Origin of the sequence: Methanosarcina sp. UBA411 (assembly GCF_002495725.1) — an archaeon.
Taxonomy (GTDB): Archaea; Halobacteriota; Methanosarcinia; order Methanosarcinales; family Methanosarcinaceae; genus Methanosarcina.
In genome coordinates this window covers 128,493-147,103 of the sequence record NZ_DAGK01000034.1, presented here as the reverse complement: position 1 = coordinate 147,103, position 18,611 = coordinate 128,493, and the positions used below count along the sequence as shown (strand labels likewise).

The window sequence follows — 18,611 nt, the reverse complement described above, 5'->3', positions numbered from 1 at the left end:
GATTTCCTATATATTGAGGTTGGTACAGGTTTTTTCCTCAGGTGTCTGAGGGTTTTACTCAGTAAATGCTAATTGTTTTACTATTAGAGTGGGATTACAGTTTTTCCGTGGATTTCATTCATTACCATGCCAAGAGCTGTATAAAGAGCTCCAAGGCCCATAACAAGTCCTACATAGCCAGCTATTACAAGCAACCCTGTACTGCCGGTTGCGTTTACAACAGCAAGCAACATAAATAACAAAAATAATGTAACAAAGACAAACTGGAGGGCACGGACTCCTATTCTCATAGTAACGATCAGCATAACAAAGGTATAAACACCCCAGATAAAGAGATACGCGGCCATAGCAGTTCCGGACGAAGCCTCAGCCCAGCCGATTGCCGGCATAACAAGCAATCCTGCCAGTGAGAACCAGAAAAGGCCGAAAGCGGAGAATGCAGTCCCTGCAAAAATATCTCCTTTTTTCCAGGACATAATTCCTGCAAACACCTGGGCGAACCCACCCAGAAATATTGCCATGGAAACGATCATTGACTCTACAGGGTATACCCCTATGTAGCTAAGACTCAACAGGACTGCTGCAAGGCCCAGGCCGGTAAAACCAAGGGGTGCAGCATTTGCAGTCTTGTCAACTATTACGGTAGCAGTTCCTACGTTTTCGCTCATGGTTTCACCTGAAGCCAGTTTTTCCAAAAAAATTAAAAAAGAAGTTTAGGGCTTAGAGCCCGTAGTTTTCTGGTTTGAAAACTGCAACTTCTTGTTTAAACTTCGTCAGGTTATCACTCATGAACTGGTCAGCATCGTCGGTGAGGGCTTCAAGGTCGGCTTTAACCTTTGAAAGAGCATTTGTTTCGAATCTTGTAAGTCTGAGCTTGCCGGAGCTGGCTCCTTCTTCGACGATATTGCAACATTCGATTGCTGCATTCTTTGCACGGAGGTAGTTGTTCTCTCCATCCTTTGCGATAGCCTGTCCTATCTTATAGGCGTTGTCGTAAGCAAGCACATAGCCCTGTGGGTCCCTGTATTTGTCAGAGAGCACAAGAATATCTCTGAGATCCTTTGCTTTTCCGGTCTGAAGGGCAACGTTCATCATGGAACAGTCGTATGCCAGGGTTTCGGACCAGCACTGGACAGTTGTACCGCCGAATTCACCGTGGTACTCTACAGACTCATTTGACCAGAGGTCACAGCATTGCATGACCAGGTTACCCATCAGATCAGAGTGGGCACAGGTTGAGGTCTTACCTTCCTGAGTTATTGGAACACCTGCAATGGCCTTTATGATGCTGTTCTCGTAACCGCAGTCCTTTCCAGGGCCAATGGCACCTGCTTCATATGCACAGAGGGATCTTGCTGCAGAGATTGCCCTTGCAACGATTGCAGTTGTGTGGGCAAGGTTCTTGTCAAGCAGGCCGCCTGCAATGAACATTGCAGTGTTTGCCTGTGCACAGTCAGTGTCACCAGCAGAAACAGTTCCGGTCTTCTTTGCAATGTCTGAAATGTCTTTCCAGACCATTTCCATATCCATGCTACCGAGTACACCTATTCCGAAGAGAATACCTGCAGTGTCGTTTCTTAGGATAGAGTAGTCGAAGATTTCCTTACCACCCATGCTCTCAACAGAAAGCAGGTCGGCACCATTCTTGGCAGCTTCTTCAAAAGCTTCCATAAAGGTGCTGTACTTGTCTCCTCTGAGCTGAAGGTAGTCACGGTCTTCACGGATATCACCAATCGTGTGGCGGAGTGCACATTTTATGCCATATTCATCATGATACTCTTCCATAATGGTCTTCTGGGCATGTGCAACAGCTCCTCCCCATTCAGGGTTGTTGGACATCTGCTGAACGTGTTCAGTTTCAAGCACAACAGAGGGAGCTCCGATTTGAACCATCCTTGACATAATGTCGGTGGTGATCCTCTCGTACTCTTTTATGAGCTTTTCTTTGGATGCGCCGGCTCCAGGTCTTGGGGCATAGTTGACTTCGGGGGATGTGTAACCTCCACCGATCTCAAGGCCAAGCCCTGCTTTTACAGGGAACTTTGAATTTCCGAAAATAAGTTCATCTGCGTTAGCGTAAGCCATTGAAGTGTATTTTTTTACCATTTTTGCTCCCTCCTCAGTGTTTGTGGAATTCCTCTCTTAATGCTGTTATATCTGTAGTACCTGCAACAATTGCATCAGCAATCTTGGGGGCATCTGCAGCTTCTTCACCATAAACTCCAAGTTCATACTGGGACACGAAGTCCTGGTTCACAGCACCGCCACCACATGCAAATGGGATCTTTATTCCCTTTTCAAGGAGCTTGTCATTAACTTCCTTAAATGCATACATGGTGGTTGTCATGAGGGCAGTACCTGTGAGCATCATCGGCTTCTCTTTTGCAACTGCAGCGATTACTTCGTCTACAGGAACATCTCTTCCAAGGTCAATTACCTCGTAGCCGTTTGCTCTCAGAAGGGCAGCAACAATGTTCTTTCCGATGTCATGGACGTCACCTTCTGCAACATGGCATACAACCTTGCCCTTTGGCTCAGGAACTTCGGTGGTCTGGCTCTTACAAAAATCGATACCTGCCAGCATCGCATCAGCGGACATCATAACGTTTGGCAGGAAAATGATACCATCGTCGTAGAGTTGGGTTACAACTCCCATTCCTACCATCAGGGCATCATCAATAAGGTCGATTGGCTTCTTGCCTGCATCGATTGCGGCTTGGAGTGCGTCAACCACATCATCTTCTTCACCCTCATAGATTGCTTTTGCAACCGTGTAGATGAGTTCATCTTTGGGATAAAGCTCTTCTGCTGCTTCGTCGGGGGTCATTTCTTTTTCAAGGGCGACGTTGTAGCGTACTAATATGCCATCGATGTCTTCCAGTTTCAAATCCAACATATTTTAACCTCCATTTAGTAATAGGATCTCGGATTGCTCAGATCGTTGACCCTGCAAGTTACATCTCCCTGAAGTTTTTATGCGTTTTTTACCGGACACTTTTTGAATACAATGTCAAGGAATTCGAAACCTCCAAGATCGAATCCCTTTCATTGAGGGGTTTGGATAACTTCCTTGTGGTGTACTGGTCATTCAATAGACTGGATTTTAATCCTTTTCTCCCATTTTTCAAGCTCTTTTCAATGGGATTTTAAGTTTCCAGGTTCAAAGCTCTTCTATTTTTTCTGTTTCCTGGCTAAAAGAATCTTTTTTTCCAGTTAATTCTGACAGGTGTACTTCCTTTATTATTCCGGGATGCACTTGCAAATCACATTTAGATTTTATTACATATACCTTCACCTATGCTAATTTTTGAATTACTATAATTTTATAATTCTCATCCCAATTTTCCCTGCAAGTGATTTTATAAAAGAGAAGTTTTTTTTAATCCTCATTAATTTAAACAATGGGATCAAAATTTATTGGTTGATTGTTCTCCCTTTAAGGAGATTTTTGATTGCAGAGAGTGAAGATATGGAGGTTTTTATTTTAAGTGCAGAGGTTATCAAGTAGATTTGTTTTTATTGGAAATTTGAAACAGGCAAAATGAAGTGATTAAAGTTCATTTTTTAGGGAACACAAGTGAAATTAAAGTCCTTTTCAGTTATTCCCACAAATTTTCCTATTTTCTTCCTGTGAGAAAGACGTGAGAACTTCCGGATCTCAGAGCTTTTAATAGCCCTTAAGTTCATTCATACTCGATTTTTTTTGCCGTTTTTCAACTTTTTTTGAACAGAGGCGAACTATTTCCCTTACAGTTTATTCTGTCTCTGTCTTTACTTTCTTCCTAAGCAGATTTCTTTGTAACTGTTCGAAATTCTGCTGCTAATCTAGATTCAGGTTTCTTCAAATGGCTGAAAAGAGTAATTTTTCTCTTTCTCTGAAGTTTCCCTTCAAGACAAGGGCCGTTGACCTTTTATTATATATAATCTTTTCGCATGTTAGGTCACGATTGTCCTATACTGGAAACTCTCTTCCTTCCAGAGTTTAATCCTTCCCGAAGGATCGTGGTATAGATCGTTCTTGTTTTCTAGTTCCCCAAAGGTTCAATAAAGAAGTCCTAGATTCTCAAGCTCTGTCTTTATGACCCTCCGGCCTTCCTCGCAGTCTTCAGGAGATTTGCCACCTGTGATTACCAGCTTTCCAGAGCTGAATATGAGCACTACTACCTTAGGAGCTTCAAGCCTGTAAACAAGCCCAGGAAATACTTCTGGCTCGTACTCGACATTCTCCATTCCAAGGGCTATAACAAGAGCGTTCAGGTTCACATTTGTCTTCAGATCGGCTGAGGCTACAATGTTCTGAATATGAATCTTGGGTTCTGGATCTATCTTCTCGCAACCTATAATTTTGAGCGTGTCAGCCAGATTGATTATAGCCGTACAAGCATTTTCAATGTTCTTGGCTCCGGTGCAGACTACTTTACCAGAAGTGAATATTAGAAAGGCAGCCTTAGGATTATCAATTCTGTAGACTAAGCCGGGAAACTTCACTTTGTTATATTCTGCTCTCTCTAGCTCAGCCTCTATTTTTTCCAGATCGAACTCTTCTGCCAAGGTGGTGGATGCCACCACATTCTCTATAGTTACTGTGGACTCCATGCAACACATATCTTAAATGTACTATAGATGTGATTGTCGGTTAAGACAGAAAATGGTTTAAAAGCGGTGTGTATTAAACAAAATGTATAAATCAAACGTTATAATCATTGAAAAATCGGTCTATTTATATTGATTTCAACCTAATAGACTGAAAAATGACTTTGATTTCGGAAGAGACGGAGAATTCGATCACAGGAAGATTACGAGTTGTACTCCAAGTGCCCTGGAATGGAGCAACAAGTTGGTTCAGTACTATATAGGTAGTTTTACGAAGATCAATTATAACTACAACGGTTAATTAAATTAGGAAGATTAATTAAAAAGGTGAGGAAAATAAATTTTGCCTCACTAAAAACTATAAAGGTTAACTAAATTAGGAAATTCCTTTCTCTTAGTCTTTGCTTTTGATATTCGAAACTCTCTGTACGTGCGCCTGATCCCCATGCTTATGCTTTTCATGGTGCTCATGTTCGTGGTTATGTTCCGGCTCGATTTTATTAACATTTATTTGCTTTCTCTCAAAGACTTCCTGTACCGAACTATTTACAGCAGCTTTAACAGCTTCCTTGTCAACGTTTGAGACTGCTGAAAGTATTTTGAGGGTAGGGGCAGCTCCTTCCTTTGATTTAATTACATCTTCCTGGGGTTCTTCGTAATATACTGTAACGCTCTGTTTCACGGTTTCTGATCCGTTGTCCAGGAAAAGTTTAATGTGTCCTACGAATTCAGGATTTAGTTGAAGTACCTTAGCTTTTATTGTGTTCATCAGTTCGGTTGTCAATTCCCTGGCAGCTTCGGTACTGAAATCCCCGTTTTCAACCGCAAACTCTGCAGAATAACTGCCTACTTTTGAGGCTTCGATCGAACTTTCGGTCTCCTGTGGTGCAGAAGGTTCGGTTTTAGAAGATTTTGCTTCAAAGGGTTCAGTTTTTTTAGTTATTTCAGCTCTTGGAGCTCTTTCTGATAATTCTTCAAGATCCGGAAGCACTATTCGCATGAAATTCTCAAAGCTTTCGCCTGTGTCCTTTCCTGAAAGCAAGACTACCTTGGCTTTTGGATTCAGTTGCTGGACCGAGGCTTCGAGGATTGAAAGTCGGATAGGTTCTATCAGGTCTATCTTATTTATTCCGAGAATTTCCGCATCAATGATCTGCCTCATGGCAAATTCTTTTACTTCTTTCATCAGGTGCTTGAAACGACTGCCGTCAATCAGGGTCACAAGAGGAGCGATTCTCACTTCTTCGCCTAGGTTCATAAGCTCGACTTCGTTCCTGATAACATGTGGAAAAGCAATTCCTGTGGGCTCGATCATTATAATGTCTGGCTTATATTCTTTTACAAGGAGGTTCATTGTTGTCCTTAACCCTACTTTCAGGGAACAGCAGATGCATCCGCTTGTGATCTCTTTCGTATCGAATCCAAACTTCTTTATTACATCTCCGTCGATGCCGACTTCCCCGATCTCGTTCACGATAATGGCAACTTTTTTACCTTTCTCGGCCAGGTATTTGCCCATATTAATAATAGTGGTGGTTTTCCCGCTTCCCAGAAATCCCCCCACCACAACGACCTGCACGTTTTTTCCTCCCTTGGTATCTTCTTGCTTATTGATTACTGCTTATTAACTGCTACTTGCTTATTAGTTACTGCTGCTTGCTTATTGCTATCGGTTATTGCTTATTTCTTCTTTATTCGTTTTTAGTCTCAATAAGCTTACCCTTTTTACTTTCCTGAAACTGTCAAATTTTCCCATTTAAATCTGTCATCAGGGCAGGCGTGCAGACAGCGCTGACAATTTGCCCCATCACAAAGGTCAGTCCTTATTTTCACGGCTCCATTTTCTTCCATTCTCAGGGCTCCGTTAGGGCAGACCTTTACGCACTTATGGCAGCCTTCACATTCCTTAATTATCATGGTAAGGTAAGTCCCGACCCTTTCAAGTACTTCAAGCCCTTCTTCTCCGAGTTCTGGAATATCCCTTTCAACCTGGCGGTCAATTTTGATAATAGCAGACGGTTCGCCAATTATAGGTAGTTTTTTCTTTTTCAGGAACTTCTGAAGCATCTTGAAAGCCATGCCTTCGTTCCAGTAAGCAAGTTCCAGCATATAAGCTTCCTTAAAAGCTTCGGAGGTTGCAAACATTACATGAGTGCCCACTATTTCCTTTGAAATTGCCTGTAGTTCCCAGAGCCTGTCTTCAGAGAGCAGGATTTCTTTGGCAACGGTCAGGGAAGTATTTCCTATCTGGGAAACATAACTCACATTGTAAGGGATCATTCCCACTTTATGTGCCTTTGCAGCATCCATATAAGTGCCTGCCGCACCTGACATGTGAGCGGTTTGCAGTTCTTCTATGTCTATGCCTGCAGCGGCACAGAGTGTAATATGCCCGGCTCGAATTGCTCCTATGGCTCTCCCTGCTTCAATAAGGTCTTTATTCGTGAATTTTATTCCGTCCTGGAGGTGGATAACGCCACCCGGGGTCTGAATCTTTGGCAGCGTGATTAATTTATTTCTTATGCCTGCCTCTATAAGGGCAATAACTCCAGTACCTGTGATGCCTTTTGCAGTGAGTTCCCCTTTTTCCACGACTTCCCCTGTTTTAGGATTTACAAGGTCTCCCCTGGTAGCTTTCATGTCACGATCAAGTACGTAGCAGCGCAGGTTTTCTCCCTCAAATTCCACATCAGAGATTGTATGGGGGGAAGCAATGGACCCGTATTCTATCTCCTGACCTTCGAGAGCGGGACCTGCGGCAGCCGAACCTGTGTATATAACGCCATTTGCTTTAAGAGCCATTTCGGCATTTGTTCCGTAGTCAGTTGCAATCGCGATCTCATTACTCTCAATCATGCCGGCCTTTACAATAAGAGCAAGCGCGTCGGCTCCGACTTCGTGTTTAATTGCCGGGGGTACAACTAGTTTACAGTTTGTAGCTTCTTCAAATCCCTCTATCTCGGCCAGAGGTATTATGCGGGCATCCCTGTTTTGCTCTTCTATGTGGTATTTTTGCTTTTTACGCTCCCCGGCGTATGCCAGATCCTCGATTGGAATACCCTGAAAGATGGAAAGCTGAATTGGATTTCCGCAGATTGCGAATTTTTCCATTTCTGCAAGACTCACTCCAAGTTCATCAAGAATGTTCTTTACTGCGGTTGCTGAGAGCCCGTGAGCTTTATCAAGCCCATAATGGATTGCAAAGTCAAGATGGTCCATTACATTTGCTCCGGGCAGGGGGTTTCTCAGCGTTATGACGGTTTTCTTAATCTCACCGGTCTCTAAGTCAATTTTTTGGGCTCTAAAACCGCTGGTTCCCAAGTCAATTGCAATTCCTGTTCTCATATCTTAACCTCCTCCAAAAAAGTTTAAGATTCTTTAACTGATTTACTTCATATATTTTGAATTTTATAACTTTGAATGTTCAATAAATTTAAATAAGTCTCTGCTAAGTAAATTATGAAGCTATTTATCCTGAATCATTTTTTGGATTAATGCTCCTCAACTCACAACCTTTAAGGTCCTGGCTCTAGAGTATACACTCCGGCTACTAAAATTAAAAAATATGAAAATGGAACACAATTCTGCAGAAGACCTAAATGATTTAGAGTTCCGGAATGTGCTCGTGAAAAAAATAAAGGATTTTATTGCCTTTTCAGGCGTAGAATTCGTCTCTTGCTGCGACCATGGCTTTAATATTCTCGAGAGGGGTCATGGGTGCAATACCACAGCCTGGTGCCAGTACATCGACTCCACCCTCAAGAGCTTCTTTTGCTTCAGCTTTTATCTTGTCAATAGGTCCAGGCAGCAGAGTGAAAGGACTGGAAATATTTCCTACTAACCTTGCTCTGTCTCCAATGAGTTCCTTTCCTACTTTTGCGGTGCCGATCTTTTCTTCTACGCTGAGCCCTTCAAAACCGCAGTCTGCCATATCACTGAGGATTGCGTTAACTTTTCCACAGATGTGAAGTACAGTCACGGAGTTAACGCTGGCGGAAAACTTCTGTAACCTTGACTGGAGGAACTGTCTGAAACTGTCCGGGCTCATGAGGTCAGGGGAAGCTACAGGGTCTGCAATCGCGATAACATCTGCACCGGCTTCAACCATTGCGTTTGCATAAATGATTGCAGCTTCTGTGGAGAGATCAAGAGCCTGTTCGAAGAGGTCAGTTTTCTTAATGGACCATTTCATGAAAGATTTTACACTTACCAGGTCAGAAGCGATTGTAATCGGGCCTTCCATACCTCCGATAATTGGCACATCAGGACCTACTTTTTCCCTGACAATCTTAATGGCTTCAAGTACTGCTGGAATTCTGCCTCTCTGCAGGAGGTCTGTGGGGATGGCTGCGTCATCTAGACTCTTGGGGTAGGGGTGGGCTACGACAGAAGGCTGCCTGTTCTTGGTACCCATGTTGATTTCACAGCCCATTGCTTCAACGAGCACGGTAAGACAGTAGGGAAGTCTTACAGCTTCAAGTCCGCTGAGCTCATAGTTGGCAATTGCCAGCTTTGCCATAAGTTCAGGGTTTGTGTGGGCTTCAGGCCAGGCAGCTCCTACTTCATCCATAAGTTCTACAATTCCTGTCTGGGTCACGGAACAAACAGGTACTTTGTCAACAGGCTTGCCTTCAAGGGCAGCTAATAGTCTCGTTTTAAGTGTAAATTCGCTCATAAGTTATACCTTTTTTATTTTCTCGATTTATGGCTCTGTAGAAATTCTCTGAAATAAAGAATTTTAATTAATTTGAACTGAATAGCTTTACCTGTTTTTACTTTCTTATTTTCAGCCTATTGTAGCTGATTTAGATAGGGTTTTCTACAAAGCTCGATTTACATCTATTTTTATTATTATTATTTTAATATCTACTTGTCAATATTATATAGACCTTTTCAATTCAAAATGTTTCACTCTCTGGAAAGGAATTCCAGAGTCTTGAAACACAGTTAAAAATCATAGGTCTAGCCTAGAAACACAGTTAAAAATCATAGGTCTAGCCTAAGAATTAATAATATTTTTTATTCTTTTTTCTGCCTCTCCCGAGCAGATGTGAAGATCCTGGTAGCAAAAACATTCTCAGGCTCCTTACACTTATATTAAAATGTAGATATTTCTTTTAGCTAACAACTTATAAAAGCTATTTGTCAGGAATTTTTTTTTAATATTTTTTTAATAAACCTGGTCATAATTTTTGACTTCATTGTTCTATATTTTTGTGCTAATCTAGTTGCCTACCTTTTTTCACTTTATCACGGTAATAGATCACATCTGATCTGGTATGTATCAAACGTCATTTCCTCTCTTACTTTAGATTTCAAAATGGTTTTCAGCTCCCATGTCAAGCTTCTTATTCTTATATTACATTGAATCACACAGGGATTCAATGGGGAAGAATCTAACTGGCGGCAACGGCAAGATTTGTTCTCCCCAGGGGAACGAACATAGTATTCCGATTACAGAATTTTTTGAAGAACTAAACGTTGACGAAAACGGGCTTAGCGAGCAGGAAGCTTCCAGTAGGCTCAAAGAATGTGGAGCCAATATTCTCGAAGAAACAGGAAAAGAGAGCATAATAAAGAAATATCTTCGGCAATTCCGGAATTTATTCTCCATCCTGTTGACTGTAGGAGCCATTCTATCTCTCATCGGAGAATACCTTGATCCCGGGCAGGGAAATTTGTATATAGGAATTGCTCTCGTAGGCGTTGTAATTCTCAATGGAACTTTTACATTTATACAGGAATACCAGGCTGAAAAAACAATGGAAAGCTTTCGGCAGCTTCTTCCACCCCATGCCAGAGTTCTGAGGGAAGGTAAGGTAAGAGATATTCTGGCATCAGAGCTTGTTGTAGGGGATATTATTCTTCTTGAGGAAGGAGATAAGGTTCCTGCCGATGGACGCTTGATTGAGACTAACGCTCTAAAAGTTGATAACTCAGCCATTACCGGCGAATCAGAACCTCAACTTCGATCTTTGGAGTACACTCATCCAAATATGTTAGAATCCAGAAACATGGTTTTCTCAGGGACTCTGGTACAGAGTGGAAACGGGAAGGCAATCATTTTTGGAATAGGACATAATACCCAGATTGGAAGCCTTGCAACTCTCACACAACAGACCTCAGGCGTGGATACTCCTATCCGAAAAGAACTCAACCATTTCATAAAGGTTATATCCGCGATTGCTGTGATTATGGGAGTAATCTTTTTTATACTTGCATTTTTTCTTCAGAATGTATTTCTTGCAAGCCTTATTTTTGCCATTGGAATTATAGTTGCCAATGTTCCCGAAGGACTTTTACCCACAGTTACTCTTGCCTTGAGCCTTGCTTCCAGAAGAATGGCTTCGCAGAATGCTCTCATAAAACAGCTGGAATCAGTAGAAACTCTAGGTTCGACTACTGTCATCTGCGCTGACAAAACTGGGACTCTAACTCAGAACAGGATGGCAGTTAATACTCTTATGATCGGTTTTCAATGCCTTGTTCTTCAATACTCTCTCAGTTCTCTGAAAAAAACTGCAACGCAGGAGACAGAAGAAAGTAAAAACAAGGTTGCTGCTGAAGAAATTGCAGATTTAGGAACAGAAGGAGTTTGCATTACAGAAAAACCTGTATGGGATCCTGAAAAATTGTCATCTGTTTTCATAAGAGTTGCAGGCCTTTGCAATAATGCGGAACTTAGTGAGTCACCTCCAGGGTATACCGGTGACCCGACTGAAGGAGCACTTCTTGTTTTTGCAAATAGTATAGAAGATATAAAAAAACTCCAGAGTGATTATCCAAGGTTAGAAGAGTTCCCTTTTGATTCGCGTACCAAAAGAATGGAAGTTATCTGCCGGACTCCTGAAGGAAAACTTGAAGTTTATCTCAAGGGTGCCCCGGAAGTAGTTGTGAAAATGTGCAGTTTATCCTTAGATTCAGAAATCAGGAAATTGGATGAAAATAAGCAACAAGAGCTTCTTGATCAGCATCTTAGCCTTGCAAAAAAAGGAGAACGGGTTATTGCCCTTGCGTACAGGCAGATAGAAGAGCTAAAGGAATATACAGAGGATTTTATTTTCTTGGGATTTGTAGGAATTGTAGATCCTCCACGCCCTGAAGCCAGAGAAGCTATTGCAAAATGTCATACAGCCGGGATCAAAGTTGTCATGATCACAGGTGATCACCCGGTTACTGCAGAGTCAATAGCAAAGGATGTAGGACTTGCAAATGCTGGAAACCTTGAGATTATTACCGGAGACGAGCTGGCTACGCTCTCAAACGCAGACCTTGCTTCAAGATTAAAAAATCCGAGCATTGTGTTTGCCCGTACTTCTCCTGTACAAAAGCTGAAAATCGTACAGCTTTTCCAGGCCGAAGGGGAAATCGTTACCATGACAGGTGACGGAGTCAACGATGCTCCTGCAATCAAGAATGCGGATATGGGAGTCGCTATGGGCAGCGGCACAGATGTTGCTCGTGAAGCTGCGGATATGATACTGCTTGATGATAATTTTGCTACTATTGTGAACGCTATAGAGGAGGGCAGAACTGTTTTTGATAACATAAAAAAGTTCATTGTGTATATTATTACCCACACTATTCCTGAAGTTCTACCTTATATAGCTTTCATCCTTTTTGCCCTGCCTCTTCCTATGCCAGTACAGCTTATTCTGGCAATTGATCTTGGTACAGATATGTTGCCTGCGCTTGCTCTTGGGGAGGAAAAAGGAGAAGAGGATATTATGAAAAGACCTCCAAGACCCAGAACTGAAAAACTATTAACTCCTCAGGTGCTCCTTACAGCTTATGGGATAAAAGGACCCATAGAAGCTATTGCAGGCTTTTTTTGCTACTTTGCTGTACTTTTTGAAGGGGGATGGAATTTTGGCGAGCAGCTTGCAAACAACAATCTCCTTTATATGCAGTCAATAACTGCTTTCTTTTCCGCAGTAATTATATGCCAGATTGCTAATGTTTTCGCTTCCCGAACCCGGTTCCAGTCAGTATTCACACTGGGATTATTTAGTAATCGTATGGTTCTGGTAGGGATTGCAACTGAACTCATAATTCTCGCATTAATTATCTGGAATCCGTCGGCAAACCTTATTTTCAATACTCATCCCCTTGATCTCAGATATCTGCTCTTTGCTATTCCTTTTGCAATTTTATTGCTCGGAGTCGACGAATTAAGAAAATATCTACTGAGAAGAAATGTAAGCTGGGTAACCAGATACCTTAAGTGGTAAATTAAAGTTGAACTGTCAGATTCCTTTAATAGCGAACTAAATCTGATCATCCAGTTCTAATTGTTAAATCAAATGGGCACTAAAATATTTCCTTCTATATGAAAATGTTTAACCATGAATCTTATTTTTGTTTTCTAAATTCAGTATTATTTTATTATTAATTACTTTTTATGCCTAATTATTTTAATAAAGTGAATTATAAGTTATTAATTGAGAAATAGGAACTATTAACCTCTTATTTTATATCCAGAAATATAATTTATTATGAATACTCATTGAAAACTTTTATATAGATTCCAATTTATTTCATCTGTTACTATTATCTTATACACTTCCCTGCAGACCCTAATCAAGATCCTAGCCTACATCCTGACCCATCCTATCTCCAGGCTTAATTGACCTGAGACCTGGCAACGAGCTTAAAGAATGAACGTTAGTAGAAAGATCCTTGTTATTATCTATATCATCTTTGCTCTCCTCATTTCAGTTGTTATTTTTGCGTCCCAGAGCATTCTTGATTCCAGTTTTTCCGACATGCAGGAAAAAGAGGCAGCTGACAATGCAGAAAAGGTAAAGGACATAATTGACTTTCAGATTCTACAGCTTGAGGAGGTCAATTCTGCTCTCTCTTCAAGAGATGATGTTAGGGCTTTAATGTTCAATCAACAGCCTCAAAATCTCAATGGAACTACATTCGGTGACATTTTTTCCATTAGTGGGTGTGATTTTATTTTTCTTGTAAATAATTCAGGATATATTGTATATTCTGAAATTTCGGACTCTGAGCCCTCTACTAATGCTTCCACTCTTAACGTTTCCCCTCTTCTCGAAGTCCGTCAGAGAATTAATGACGGCAGTTTCCTCTGTAAAGGGGCTGAAACTCCTTTAAAAGGTCTGTTCCTACTGGAAAACGGCCCTATAGTAATCTCCAGCCAGCCTGTGCTCGCTACACCCGAGAATAAAGAAAGTTCAGGTACAATCATTCTTGGAAAATATCTTGATTCAAGCTTTATAGAATCTGACCAAGAAAATACAGGAATTGCATTTACGTTTTACAGTTTTAACAATGCACCGTCGGATTTTCAGCAGGCTTTTTTTGAAAATCCTGGTCCAAACTTTATATATACGGTAACCGGAGAACGCGTTACCTGTTATTCCATGCTTGAGGATCTTTCTGGAAGCCAGGCTATTGTAATCCAGACTGATGCAGACAGCAATATCTATGCCGAGAGTCAAAAGGCTCTTCGATACATAGTGTTTTTCCTTTTGTTCGCAGGCCTTATTATTGGGGCAAGTTGCAAGTTTCTCCTTGATAAGGAAGTCTCATCCCGAATCGTTGCAATTAATAATTTTGTGGAGAAAGTAAGACTGAATGAGAATTTCTCCGGAAGATTTTCTATGGATGGGGATGATGAGCTCTCAAGGCTGTCTGAAGGAATAAACCAGACCCTTGACCGCCTGAGAACTACTTCTGATGAGTTTAAAGTCCAGGAACATGAAAAAAAGCTAATCCTTGATTCTCTCAGTGAAATTGTAATCTTTATGAATTCTGAATTGGAAATTATCTGGTTAAATAAAGCAGCTCTTGACCACATGGGCATGATGAATATGGATAACGTTCTCGGGCGCCATTATCAAGATCTGCATATTTTATATAAAGAAAACTTGAGCAAATCTCCTGTACTGAAAGTACTAGAATCCGGGAATGAAGAGTTTGGGGAAGTAGTTACACAGGACGGGAAGGTCTGGATGGTAACTGCAATTCCTATAAAGAACGAAGACGGCAAGATTACCGGAATTCTGAAAACAGGGCTTGATATTACCGCACACAGGCATTCGGAAGAAAAATTAATTCAGGCAAAATTAGAAGCTGAAGAAGCGAATAACTCTAAGAGCGAATTCCTTGCAAACGTGAGCCATGAGTTGAGAACCCCTCTGAATTCCATTATAGGCTTTTCGGATATTCTTCTTGAGAAGGTTTTCGGAGAGCTTAACGAAAAGCAATTCCGATACGTAAGCAACATTTCTACCAGTGGGAAACATTTGCTGGTACTTATAAATGACATCCTCGATCTCTCAAAAGTGGAAGCCGGGAAAATGGAGCTTCACTACAGTGAATTTTCGATCGATTCTGTTTTCGAAGAAGTCAAAGCCGTTCTCTCTCCTCTTATACAGGTAAAATCTCTTGAAGTAACTTTTAATATCGAGTCCAATTTTAAAACTCTTGAGGCCGATAGAGGACGCTTAATTCAGATTCTTTACAACCTTGTAAGCAATGCAATAAAATTTACTCCAAACGGTGGAAAGGTCTCGATATATTGCAAAAAAAGTGGGAACAGGGCACTTATTTCAGTCATAGATACCGGTATAGGCATTTCTGCTGAAGACCAGGTAAAGCTTTTCCAGCCTTTTACCCAGCTCGATGCATCAACAACACGGCAGTATTGCGGCACAGGGCTTGGGCTTGCTCTTGTGAAGAAAATCGTGGACTTGCATCAAGGAGATGTCTGGGTTGAGAGCGATCCTGGAAAGGGCAGTAACTTTACCTTTGCACTTCCTCTCAGGAAACCATTGGAGCTCAGGAAAGCCAGCGAGATTGGACTCGAAGATGTAATCATAGAATTTGAGATGAGCAAAGCAGCCGCCCTTTCCGTAAAAGAAAATATAGAGGATTTGCAGGAGGAAATAGAGCTTCCCGAAATCTGTCTTCCTGAAAAGGGAGATACTAAGCAAGAACTTATTCTGATAGTTGATGATGACAAAAGTTCCAGTGAACTCCTCTCCGTTATCCTTAAAGACGCAGGATATAGTGTAGCTCTCCTTTATAGTGGGAAAAGAGTTTTAGAGGTTACAAAGAGCCTGAAACCCGATATTATTACCCTGGATGTCTTCCTACCGGATACTAATGGCTGGCTTGTCCTGAGGCAGCTAAAGAATGACCCTTACACGGCTTCCATACCTGTGCTTATTATTTCCATGACCAACAATAACGAGTTTGGAATTGCCCTCGGAGCAACCTACTCCTTTGCAAAGCCGGTAAAAAGAATTGAACTGGTAAATTCTCTCCGAGAAATTACCGGGAAGTTTCGGTTCGAATATCCTAAAGTTCTTATAGTAGATGATGATGAAAATACTGTAGAACTGCTAAGTTCGATGATTGAGCCTGAGGGCTACGAGGCTATAAAAGCTTACAGCGGAAGAGAAGGATTGCAAAAGCTTTTCTCTGAGCCGCAGCCTGATATTCTGATTCTTGACCTCATGATGCCGGAAATTAACGGATTTGATGTTATATCCAGCATGAGGGCCGATGTACGCACAAAAGATATTCCTCTTATTGTATGCACTTCCGGAGAGCTTACCGAAAAGAATCTCGAAGAATTGAACAGTGAGCTGAAAGGGCACCTTATTTCTATTCTGAAAAAAGGCACTTTCGGAAGAAAAGAGTTAATTAATAGAATAGAACAATTAGTTATGCTGAAGAGGCGTAATGATGAAAAAGATCCTGATTGTCGAAGATAATCCCATGAATATGGAACTAATTCTGGACCTTCTGGAATTCTCTGGATATAACATAACTAAAGCCGAAGACGGGATAAAGGCTCTAGAACGCCTTGCTGAAAAAAAATTCGATATTATTCTGCTGGATATGCAACTTCCGAAGATGGATGGACTTGAGGTTCTCGATCAAATTAAGAAAAATCCTACGACTGCAGATATCCCCGTCATAGCAGTTACAGCTCATGCCATGAAAGGCAGTGAAGAACATTTCATAGAAATGGGCTGCGTGGATTATGTCTCCAAACCCATAGATATCCACAAGTTCAGGGCGATGATCGATAAATATCTGGGAGAAGACTCATCTTAACTTCAGAAGGATAATTAACTTCAGAGGGGCTGGTTATAGTTTCTCTTTATAATTTCTCCAATTGTATGGATTGGTCTTTATAGTACAAAAAAAGTTCTTCACACCATTTAAGTGCGCTCTCGTCAAAACTCATCAGGCGTTGATGGTCAAATTTTCCCTTTTTGTCGAAAAGCACAAGTGAGCAGAAACGCTCTGTCACTACATCTTTGAGGGTTACATTTTTGTCACAAATGTAAATTTCAACATTTTTTGATTCTACAAGAAATTTCAGATCCTCATAGTAATCCGCTTTCATCCTCTCAAAAACGGGTTCTGTGAGGATAAGACATATTTCAGCTCCTTTTTTTGCAAGTTCCAAGTACATTTCAACATGGAGAGGATTGAAATATGAAAGAAACATCTTTATGCGCCTTGACTCAAGAAGGTTACTTCTAAAATCTTCAGGTATTTCAAAAAGCCGGTTAAGGTCTGGTTCAAGCATGAAGTAGTTCCCTAATTCATCAATCCTGTTAAGGAGTGATTCGGGAATTGCGGTAAAGTCATGGTTTATCCAATAATCGTAATTCTCCTCAAAAACCCTGACGGTATTCAGCAAAGGCCCCATCTTTTCAACTACTATCTCTCCCATCCCCGAGAGCCTATAGGTGTTTCTATCGTCCTGTACTATCAGGCGTCCCTCTTTTAATTTCTTGATCTGGGGCATGATCGATGTCGAGTTGACGTTGAGGGCGGTTTTTATTTCATCTCCGGTCTTTGGCCCTTCTTCTAGCAGAAGTAATACATCCTTCCTTTTTTCTGAAAGAAACGCCAGATCAATAAGTGATATTTTCATTTTGTTCCATCTCCCCGGGAAATTTTTAATTTTAGAAGAGATATTTCCCCTTTATTTCTTTTCAGAAAGCGGCCTGAGTTAGCAAAAATTCTTTTTCTCTCCAGAAGAACTTTAAAGGAATTTCTCTCAACATTACTGCGCTACTTTTTAATTGATCCTTTATATTTTTTTCCAAAAAAAAACTTATTTTTTCCCGTAGCTAATACATAACCCACATATTTTGAGGTTGATTTTTTTCGGAGGAGGATTTTTTTGCTTTCTTCCAGTCTTTTGAACCGGTATCGAATCTTTTTGCTTAAGAGGTAGTACTTTGTCATTTTCAAGATCGTGTCTATAAGGTACTCTACAAAGCTCCAGGTTCCACCCATCGCTTCTGCCATGTATTTTGTCTCTTGAAGGTACCGGATATGTTTGTATATTCTTACATTAACATCTTTCAGGCCTGCTCTTTGAAGTTCTTCTTTCCATTTTTCAGGTGGCAACGGGGAAAAAGGAAGCCCTGTTATTTCTCCAATTATTTTTTTCGGCTTGATCAATTTCTTTGGCGGCTTTAGCAGGAATCTCCTTTTCTCTATACATTTAGTTTATCCCTACATAAGCCCTCGGCCTCAGAACCCTTGCGAATTCTTTGAAAGCTCTTTCACTATCCAAAAACTGGGACGCAAACTCTGTTCTCAAGGCGTCGAAAGTTTCTGCTTCAAAGGGGAGGGCATGAGCATCCCCTACTCTGAATTTTGCTTTATCTGAAACTTTCTGTCTTTTTGCCTTTTCTTTTGCTTTCTCAATCGAAAGTTCCTCAATATCAATTTCTACTACCTCACAGCCGATTTCTCTAGCAAGGTAACAAGCAGAAAAACCGGTCCCACATCCAGCCATCAGGACTTTTTTCGTAGAGTCAATCCTACACAATTCAGCAAGTTTTTTGGTAGAGGTAAGGTCACCTACATGATAATAGGGCACTCCCAGATAACTCATAAAGTCGTAATATCCCAGAGATTCAACCTGTTTAACTGAAAGTTTTAGTTCTCGGTGTGAAATGTCTCTCTCGGCCTGCATATCCAATCTGCCATTTTCTAAAATCATTTAATAT

Annotated in this window: 14 protein-coding genes; 3 read left to right on the top strand and 11 right to left on the bottom strand. The window is 41.1% G+C overall.

Features of this window, described 5'->3' with window-relative positions; genetic code table 11:
- Positions 1-83: 83 nt before the first annotated feature.
- The 8 genes from BP861_RS13945 to mtaA all read right to left on the bottom strand — a co-directional run bounded on the left by BP861_RS13945 (position 84) and on the right by mtaA (position 9,268).
- Positions 84-668 carry an acetate uptake transporter gene (locus BP861_RS13945; protein ID WP_292376538.1) on the bottom strand — a complete coding sequence of 195 codons (585 nt, stop codon included), beginning with the start codon at positions 666-668 and terminating at the stop codon, positions 84-86.
- A gap of 52 nt (positions 669-720) precedes the next feature.
- On the bottom strand, positions 721-2,106 hold the full coding sequence (gene mtaB / locus BP861_RS13940) for a methanol--corrinoid protein co-methyltransferase MtaB (RefSeq protein WP_292376536.1): 1,386 nt from the start codon (positions 2,104-2,106) through the stop codon (positions 721-723).
- 13 nt (positions 2,107-2,119) lie between these two features.
- Complete coding sequence (mtaC, locus tag BP861_RS13935; protein ID WP_292376534.1) at positions 2,120-2,896, bottom strand: methanol--corrinoid protein MtaC; 777 nt, start codon at positions 2,894-2,896, stop codon at positions 2,120-2,122.
- Between the two features lie 264 nt (positions 2,897-3,160).
- The gene (locus BP861_RS13930) at positions 3,161-3,295 is read right to left on the bottom strand and encodes a hypothetical protein (protein WP_292376533.1); all 135 of its coding nucleotides are present in this window, start codon (positions 3,293-3,295) and stop codon (positions 3,161-3,163) included.
- A 746-nt stretch (positions 3,296-4,041) separates the two neighbouring features.
- Positions 4,042-4,596, bottom strand: coding sequence for a TATA-box-binding protein (locus BP861_RS13925; protein ID WP_292376531.1), 555 nt, complete (start codon positions 4,594-4,596; stop codon positions 4,042-4,044).
- Between the two features lie 391 nt (positions 4,597-4,987).
- Positions 4,988-6,172 carry a GTP-binding protein gene (locus BP861_RS13915; RefSeq protein ID WP_292376529.1) on the bottom strand — a complete coding sequence of 395 codons (1,185 nt, stop codon included), beginning with the start codon at positions 6,170-6,172 and terminating at the stop codon, positions 4,988-4,990.
- A 146-nt stretch (positions 6,173-6,318) separates the two neighbouring features.
- On the bottom strand, positions 6,319-7,938 hold the full coding sequence (locus tag BP861_RS13910; RefSeq protein WP_292376527.1) for a methylamine methyltransferase corrinoid protein reductive activase: 1,620 nt from the start codon (positions 7,936-7,938) through the stop codon (positions 6,319-6,321).
- Positions 7,939-8,248: 310 nt separating this feature from the next.
- Positions 8,249-9,268 carry a methylcobamide:CoM methyltransferase MtaA gene (mtaA, locus tag BP861_RS13905; RefSeq protein WP_292376525.1) on the bottom strand — a complete coding sequence of 340 codons (1,020 nt, stop codon included), beginning with the start codon at positions 9,266-9,268 and terminating at the stop codon, positions 8,249-8,251.
- A 709-nt stretch (positions 9,269-9,977) separates the two neighbouring features.
- On the opposite strand from mtaA, the gene BP861_RS13900 reads away from it, so the two are divergent.
- The 3 genes from BP861_RS13900 (at position 9,978) to BP861_RS13890 (ending at position 16,689) form a co-directional block, all read left to right on the top strand.
- Positions 9,978-12,824, top strand: coding sequence for a cation-translocating P-type ATPase (locus BP861_RS13900; protein ID WP_292376523.1), 2,847 nt, complete (start codon positions 9,978-9,980; stop codon positions 12,822-12,824).
- A 426-nt stretch (positions 12,825-13,250) separates the two neighbouring features.
- On the top strand, positions 13,251-16,343 hold the full coding sequence (locus BP861_RS13895) for a response regulator (RefSeq protein ID WP_292376521.1): 3,093 nt from the start codon (positions 13,251-13,253) through the stop codon (positions 16,341-16,343).
- A complete protein-coding gene (locus BP861_RS13890; protein ID WP_292376792.1) occupies positions 16,315-16,689 on the top strand; it encodes a response regulator in 375 nt (124 codons plus the stop codon). The genes BP861_RS13895 and BP861_RS13890 overlap by 29 nt, the downstream gene beginning before the upstream one ends.
- A gap of 46 nt (positions 16,690-16,735) precedes the next feature.
- Here BP861_RS13890 and BP861_RS13885 read toward each other — a convergent pair whose 3' ends face one another.
- The 3 genes from BP861_RS13885 to BP861_RS13875 all read right to left on the bottom strand — a co-directional run bounded on the left by BP861_RS13885 (position 16,736) and on the right by BP861_RS13875 (position 18,604).
- Positions 16,736-17,521 (bottom strand): helix-turn-helix transcriptional regulator, encoded by a 786-nt coding sequence (locus BP861_RS13885; RefSeq protein WP_292376519.1) that lies wholly within the window; start codon positions 17,519-17,521, stop codon positions 16,736-16,738.
- 140 nt (positions 17,522-17,661) lie between these two features.
- On the bottom strand, positions 17,662-18,057 hold the full coding sequence (locus tag BP861_RS13880) for a hypothetical protein (protein ID WP_292376517.1): 396 nt from the start codon (positions 18,055-18,057) through the stop codon (positions 17,662-17,664).
- Positions 18,058-18,100: 43 nt separating this feature from the next.
- Positions 18,101-18,604, bottom strand: coding sequence for a class I SAM-dependent methyltransferase (locus BP861_RS13875; protein WP_292376515.1), 504 nt, complete (start codon positions 18,602-18,604; stop codon positions 18,101-18,103).
- Between the last annotated feature and the right edge of the window lie 7 nt (positions 18,605-18,611).